Origin of the sequence: uncultured Methanobrevibacter sp., assembly GCF_946184425.1 — an archaeon.
Classification (GTDB): domain Archaea; phylum Methanobacteriota; class Methanobacteria; order Methanobacteriales; family Methanobacteriaceae; genus Methanocatella.
On record NZ_CAMHFP010000064.1, the window covers coordinates 1 to 9,283 of the forward strand.

The following is a 9,283-nucleotide window of genomic DNA, read 5'->3' on the forward strand; positions in this document are numbered from 1 at the left end:
ACAGTAGCATTATCACCAGCTTTAACATCACCAGGAACAGTAATATTAACATCAGGTTTTACAGGCTCAGGAACAGGTTCAGCCTCTGCAGAAAATGCTTTTGATGCAAATGCAGAATCGAATGTGTCATCACCGGAATAAATCACAACAACACTGTGATCACCAGCAGTCACATTTTCAATATCATAACTTGCAGATCCATTCACGAGAGGAACAACATGTTCAACACCATCAACAATAACAGTAACATTACCAGTAGCATTAGGAATACTTACATCCACAGTAGCATTATCACCAGCTTTAACATCACCAGGAACAGTAATATTAACATCAGTTTCTAATTTGCTTACAGTGAATTCAGCTGATTTTTCAGTTTCAGTGTATAATAAATCACCATAATAAATAACACCAACAGTGTATTTGTTAGCAGCTAAATCAGATACATTAAGTTGACCTTCACCTTCAACAACATCAACAACGTATTTTTTACCATTGACAATTACTTCAACAAGAGCATCAATGCTTGCATTGAATTTAATGTCGATTGTAGCATTATCACCAACAGTAATATCTTTAACTTCAACAGTTAAAACAGGGTCCACTGGCATGTTATCTTTAACAATATTATCCTTATCTTCAGCAAAGTTAACAGCGTCATCACCCACTAATTCATTAGCATATAAGATGTTATCTGTTACAGTGTTGTTTGAAGTTGATTTAAGGTCAATTGCATAATTTGCATTAGACTCAATTAAGTTTTCAACAAGGACGTTATTGTTTGAGTTTACTGTTACGAGTCCGCCAACATTGTTATTGGTGAATGTTGTGTTTGTTGCTGCAGCCTGAATAGTTACAGTAGTTAAAACATCATTATCAGATGCTACAACGTTTTTACCACTGATAGTTAAAGCTTTAGCAGTGTTATTAATGAAAGTACAACCTTCAGTAACAGTTAAGGAACCTTCAGCAACATTGTTTTTTTCAACTAAACTGTAAGTACCAATAGCCATAGAACCGCCACCAGTAATAGTATTGTTTCTGTAAACGTTTTTAGTTGAAGTAGCACCAAACTGATTAACAATAGCATTACCTTTAAAGTTATTTAAAGTATTGTTTTCAATGATGTTACCTTGACCACATACAGTAATACCATACATGAAGGAAGAACCAGCAACATTACTGTTAATCACATTATTAGTATAATTAACAAATTCAGGGTTATCACCTTTACCAACAAATATATTGGAAGATAAAACATTACCAGAAGAACCGGTTATGTTAAATACATTATTATCAAATGAAGCATATTTACCACCTTTACCAAGAACTAAAACACTAGAACCAGTACCACCATTCTCAAAGAATGAATTTTTAACAGTAGTATAATACGCATTAGAATGAATAGAAACAAAACCAGTACCAGAACCAACACCCCTCATATTAGCAACCATATTCACATTATCAACAGTCACATAAGAAGCACCCTGAATAAACAAGTCAGAATTCAAGAACTTAAGGCCTGTAATATTGGTATGATCAGCACCTTCAACAACATTGAATTTCAACCAGTTATAATTAGGATTTTCACCACTATCAAAGAATGCATCACCTGTAGTTGAAACAATATTTTCAGGTTTGTTGATGAATAAACTGTATTCAGCACCTATGAATGAACCTTGGAAGTCTAAAGTTACATTTTCAGGTATGTAATCAAACAAGTAGTTTTTATTATCTTCATCGAAGTAGTATTTAAATGTTTCATTAGTGATTACACCATTTAAAACTTCTAAATTACCAGTAGAACTACCTGCTGAAATGTATAAATCACCATTATATTCTACAGTAATATTATTGGAACCTACTGCTAAATCAGATGCATTGACTTCTTGAGTTACACTTCCATTGACTAATTGCAATTCTTTAAATGTTCTGTTTCCAATTTTGATAGTTACATTACCAGTACCTTGAGGTACAGTTACTGTAATTGTAGAATTGGATCCAATCCAAACAGCTTGACCTTCGATAATTATGTTTACATCAAATGGAGGAGTGTTATTTTTAACAATACCTTCAATACCTAAATAAACTGAGTCATCACCGAATAATTCATGAGCATATAATGTGTTGCCTGTTACATTAGCACCGCCAGCTCTTACAATCCAAACTGAATAATTACCAGTTGTGATAATTGTGTTGTTTTGGACATCAAAGTATGAATTTGCATTACCGTTTTGGAGCATACTTACACCAGAAACGAAATGGGTGTCTTTGAATTCACCAACATTGCGTACATTGATGTAATTTTCGTAGATATTTGCAGTTCCAGCTTGTACTTCAATACCTGAAATTAATCCCCAGTTATTATTTCCACTAACATTACCGGTTACATTAATGTAGTTTCCAGTAATATTCATTACTTTACCAGGTCCCATACCAAATGGCATGTAGATACCTAAGTTAGGACCATTGAAAACTGTTGTGAGATTGTTGTTATCAATATTGATTGAAGTTGAGACAAGAGATATAGGATATGCAGTACCTCCAGCGGATTGACCACCTTTAGAGGATATGAAAACACGGTTATCTGAAAAATCAATGTCCTCATTACTAATGAACTGAATACCTACAATTCCAACAGTAATACCTTCATCATTAAGAGTATCAACAATGTTAAACTCATTACTATTGATTAAAACATTTTCTGAACCTGCAACAATCATTGCTTGTATATCAGGATAGTTTTTGGTTTTCAATTCATTGTAAGATACATCAACTTTGTTATTTGTGAATTCTATAGAATCACTTTCATATATTCTTACAGGGTTTACATAAGCTAATCCCATTCCGAAGTAATCCCAATCAAATTCATTAAGTGATAAACCTGGAAGTTTTGCAGTGATTTCATTATTATCTACATAAACATCTGTTGAACCTTCAACATTTATTACATAAGTTTCTTTATCATCTGAAGTAATTTTACTTTCAAAGAAGATCACATTCTTATAAATTTCAACATTTTCAACATTTTTAGCATTGATTGCTATTGCTTCTTCATCACCAACGCTGTATGAAATGTTCATGTTTTTAACTACAGCATTGTCTCCACCAATATAGATTAAATCACCTAATGATGTAGTAGCGATGAGGTTAAGATTATCTAAAGTTACATTTTGGGAGTCAATGACAATTCCTATGTTGTTTAAAACAGCATCTTCACCAGTAATGATTAAAGGTCTAGGGATTATCACATAATCGGTTAATCCTTTAAAGTCACCTTTGAAGATTAATTCGTCATATGGAACTTCATCTTTTAATATTCCATTCTCGTCAAAGTATTCAAAGAATACCTCTTTAGTTACAACATCATATAAACCGAAGAAAGTGGTTGAATCTGTATCTACATTGATGAAATCATCACCATTATAAGTAACGGTAACATTGTTTTCACCTGATACAATATCAGATGCGTTTACTTCAATAGTTACAGTACCGTTTACCAATGGCACTTCAACAAATTCTTTTTTATTTACTTTGACTGTTACATTACCTGTAGCATTTACAATAGTTATTGTAATAGTGTTATTACTGTTAACCCAAGTATTGTTGACATCAATTGTCATAATTGGATTACCGCCATTTGCTACAACGGTATTATTATTACCTTCAGCATATTTAACAGCTTCATCACCTAATTTATCCTCACTGGATAAAACATTATACCTTACAGTATTAAATTTAGTGGATTTAAGATCAATTGCATAAGGAGTGGATGTAGTAACCTTATTGTACTCAATAGTGTTATTGTTTGAGTTTACTGTTACGAGTCCACCAACATTGTTATTGGTGAATGTTGTGTTTGTTGCTGCAGCCTGAATAGTTACAGTAGTTAAAACATCATTATCAGATGCTACAACGTTTTTACCACTGATAGTTAAAGCTTTAGCAGTGTTATTAATGAAAGTACAACCTTCAGTAACAGTTAAGGAACCTTCAGCAACATTGTTTTTTTCAACTAAACTGTAAGTACCAATAGCCATAGAACCGCCACCAGTAATAGTATTGTTTCTGTAAACGTTTTTAGTTGAAGTAGCACCAAACTGATTAACAATAGCATTACCTTTAAAGTTATTTAAAGTATTGTTTTCAATGATGTTACCTTGACCACATACAGTAATACCATACATGAAGGAAGAACCAGCAACATTACTGTTAATCACATTATTAGTATAATTAACAAATTCAGGGTTATCACCTTTACCAACAAATATATTGGAAGATAAAACATTACCAGAAGAACCGGTTATGTTAAATACATTATTATCAAATGAAGCATATTTACCACCTTTACCAAGAACTAAAACACTAGAACCAGTACCACCATTCTCAAAGAATGAATTTTTAACAGTAGTATAATACGCATTAGAATGAATAGAAACAAAACCAGTACCAGAACCAACACCCCTCATATTAGCAACCATATTCACATTATCAACAGTCACATAAGAAGCACCCTGAATAAACAAGTCAGAATTCAAGAACTTAAGGCCTGTAATATTGGTATGATCAGCACCTTCAACAACATTGAATTTCAACCAGTTATAATTAGGATTTTCACCACTATCGAATATAGCATATCCGTCATAGTTTTCATAATTTGCACCTAATAAACCGGAATTGTTTTTAGTTGCTTTGGTTGTAATTACATTCACAGGTTTGTTAATGAATAAACTGTATCTTGCACCAACAAATGGACCTTGGAAGTTTAATGTAACTCCTTCAGGAACAAATGCCCTTAAATAACCTTTTTCATCGAAGTATTTGGAGAATGTTTCATTGGTTATTACTCCATATAAAACATCGAAAGTTGTTGCATTATTACCCGGATCTACTTCAGGAGATCCGCCATAGATTACAGATACATTATTAACAGCATCCTGTATGATGTCAGCTACATCAATAACTTGAGATACGGAACCGTTGATTAATTCTAAATCTTTAAATTCTTTATCGTTAACTTTAATTGTTACTTTACCAGTAGTTGCATTAGTAACTGTTACAGTAATTGTGGAATTTTCACCAACCCAAACATCAGGAGCATCAATAATTACTTCAGCACCGTATGGTGGAGTGTTCAATTCAATTAAATTACCTTGACCGTCTTTTATAATTACTGCATCATTACCGAACAATTCTTGAGCATGTAAATCATTGCCGACCACATTTGTGTCAACTGCATGTTCAAAGAATACTGCATACTTACCTTGAGTAAATACTTGGTTATCTCTTATGTCAAAGGTATGGTCACCATTGTACCATTGAGCAAAACTTATACCATATACACGGTTAGTTTCATTATATGGATTGATACTTTGTGAATATATTGTATTATTATATATGTTAGCATGAGTATCTTGAAGTTCCATACCGGAAACTAATGAATACTTATCATCAGTTGCACAACCTGTCACATTAATAACATTGTTTGTAATAGTGTTATCAGTTTCACCAGTGAAACATTGTGAGTATATACCTAATGTAGGACCATTACTAATTGCAGTTAATGTATTACCATCAATCAATAGACCGGAATATGGACCATTAGCTTGAATAGGATAAGCACTTCCAAGACCATCAGTACCTGCAGTTGATTCTACTTTAATATTGTTTGCAGTTACATTCACATTTTTAAAGTTATACAAATCTACAGCATTAGAGAAACCAGGGTTTCCGGTATTTGACTTATCAGTTTGAACTATAGTATTCTTATTTATTACCAAATTATTTACATCATCAACCATGATTGAATCTACAGTTGGATAATCACCATTAACAGCAATTACATCAGTGTATATTTTATTGTTATCAATCAATACATCATTAGATGTTTGAATACCGATTGCTAAAACTAAATCATGGTCAATACCTGTAATTTCACTGTCATAATTTACATCACAAGCAGGTAAACTTGATGTAATAGTATTTCCGCTCATAACTATATTATTAGAGTTGAGAACTTTTACAGCATATTGATAATAGTCTTTAGTTCCATCAGCATTACTTTCAAATGTAATTTTTGAATTTGTTAAGTTTACATTATTGGAATCTTCAATAAATACTCCAAATGCAGTTGTGTTAGCATTAGTCTTATATGAAATATCTACTTTATTTAATGATACATTATCATAATATACATATAAAGCAGTGCCTAAATCTTCTGGAGAATCTATATCAATTGCCAAGTTGTCAATTGAAACATCGGGAGACAATATAGAAACAGTCATGTTGATTAATTTAGCATTATTACCTTTGATTGCAATAGGTGAGGAAATTTCTATATTACCAATGCCTAAATCTTTAAATTCGCCTTTGAATGTCAATTCATCAAATGGAATGTCGCCATACATAGCTCCATTTATATCAAAGAAGTCAAAGAAGTTTTCTTGAGTTACAACATTGTTCAAACCACTGACAGTAACTGGGATAACAGTGAAGTTTTCTTCAAATAATCCTTCTTCATCAGTGTATTTAATAGTAACATTGTATTTTCCTTCATCCATAGAAATTAATATTTTATCGCTAGCTACACCCTCATCAACATATATTGTACCAATAGATTCTTCCCCAATGAATAAATCAACATATCCCTGATTAATGACAGTTCCGTCAGCAGAGGTAACATTTATGACAATGTCATATCTTTCACCTTTTTTAGCTGTGAAACCTTCAGATTCAACAATAGTTGCAGTGGTAGTCATGAATAAAGTTTCAGTTTGAGAGTCAACAGTAGCCTTAATATATTTTAATCCAGCAGGAACATTGTAAACAGTATTGAATTCACCGTTTTCCAATACACCTTCAATTTCGCCAGCAGAGGTTTCAATGGTTATGTCACGAGGAACACCAATAGGTTTTGCTAATTCACCGCTGGTGGATCCGGTTGTGTATGTGTTAATGTTAGCTGAAATAGTTACATCTTCACCTTCTTTAATTTCAGAAGCGTTTTCAACAGTTAAAATAGCCCATCTGTTCAATGTTACTTTTTCAGAAACATAGCTTTTAGGTGAATCGTTGGATCCCCACCAGTTATCATTTACTGTTACAGATGGAGTAATCATACTGGTAATTCTTGAATAAATCGCATAACTTTCATCATCATAGTTATTTACTAAAATAGAGTTAGCAACGTTCACAGTAGAAGTTCTTACATAAATAGCTCCACCACCAACACCACTAACAGAATTGTCTTCAAATAAAGAATCACTAACAGTTAATGTTTCTTTTTTATCGGAATATGCTCCAATAAAGCTTACAGCACCTCCACCATAGTTACTTTGTGAATCTTCACCATGAGCAAAGTTTGAAACAAAGTTACATCCGGTAATTATAGCAACATTAGTGTTAACAATTTCAATAGCACCTCCACCATATGCTTCAACATAGTTTGAAGTGAAGTTAGAGTTTGAAATACTTAATCCGTCAGCAGCTTGTTGAGCAAATATAGCACCTCCACCAAAGTTGGAGTAACCGTTAGCATTATTATCAGTGAATGTGGTTCCAACAATGGTTAAAGTTGGGATTTTACCGGTTCCGCTTTTTTGTGTGAATATTGCACCACCATTTTGGCTAGCTTTATTGTTTTCAAAGATTGAGTCAATAATGGTCAAGTAAGCAGCATTATATATAGCACCACCATTTTTGCTAGAAGTGGAATTAGCTAAAGTACAATTTTTAATTGTCAAGTTTCCTGAGTTTCCAATTAATGCACCGCTTTCTTCAGAGTTGATATATCCGTTGGTCATTTTAATATTTTCAATAACAATGGTTGCATCGCTGCCGACATATAATATTCTGTTATTATTATCAGCATCAATTATTGCATTGCCTTTTGAAGTAATGGTTAAGTTTTTAGAAATAATTCCTAAATCGGCAGTTTTGTGAGTACCTTCTAAAAGAACAATTTTTCCGTCAGCTATTTCAATAGCATGAGCAATTGTTTTAACAGGTGAGCCTTCACTACCGTCATTAACGTCATTTCCTTCAGGTGAGACAAAAATTTCATTTGAAACAACAGGTTCTTCACCTGATTCAAGTTCTGGAATTTCTTTTTCTAAATCACTTCCATTGCTTAATTTATAAGCGCCATCTTCTTCAACTACCCAAACATTAGCAGTTACGCCAGCAGGCAATGTATTTGAACCCCAATAGTTGTTTTCTGCATTTACAACACCATTGTTAGTTTTAAAACCAGATTCATAACTAGCATTAAATGTGTTGGCATGGATATTATTATAATTCATGGTCACTTCAGCAGATGAACCTAAATAAAATACATTTTTAGCAACACTATTGTCTGCAATAATAGACTGTTCCATGGTCATTTTTCCACTACCGCCTATATAGAATAAACTATCTCCAACAAAACCTGAAGAAGAAAGTGAAACAGTGTTGTTTATAAATTTAGATTTTTTAATATCTACAGTACCAGTTGAACGTACAATACTATTTCCAGGATAAATACAGTTTTGAATGACCACATTTTCCATATTTAATTTTACAGCTGCTTTTGATATATAAATTACACCACCAACTTGCCCTGCATCAGGAGAATAAGAGATGTTATCAAAAACTGTGTCTTTAATATTATAAGTTCCACCATCACTTACAGATATCGCACCAGCACCATTAGACATTGAAGATATGATATTGGTAAAAGTACACCCTTCAATATTTACAGTACCTGTTGATGCAAGTTGCATTACACCATATTTGTTGGTAATATTATCAAAAGTACAGTCTTTAAAATCAATATTCATTACTTTTCCACCAGTGAATCTTAAAATTCCAGTTCCACCAGTTTTTGAAGAATCAACAATTTTTAAATTAGTAAAAGAAAGAGTTAAACCATCATTTGTTCCAACAAATAATTCATTGGAAGTCATGGTTGACTTGATTGATACACCTTCTTTACTTTCACCAACCAAATTTAAATTCTTAGTAAAAGTAATTGTATTATCTACAGAGTAGTTTCCGTTTTTTATAAAAATAGTTTCCCCACCAGTAACCTTATTTGAGTTAACAGCAGAGGAAATGGTTTTATAAGGATTACTCTCCGTTCCTTGTTCATCATCACTTGTCGAAGAACTATCTACATAGATAGTATCTCCTTCCGCACTGATAACATCACTAGAATCATCACTAGCTAATTTATCAAGTGCTGTATCTTCCGCACTAACCGCACTGACACAAAATAGCATCATTACGACTAAAAGTGCGCAAATAAAAA

1 protein-coding gene is annotated in these 9,283 nt (G+C 32.7%); it reads right to left on the minus strand.

The features are described from left to right. Window positions 1–9,283: Ig-like domain repeat protein (locus Q0P94_RS10015; protein ID WP_295116192.1), on the minus strand; the 9,283-nt coding region annotated here is incomplete at both ends.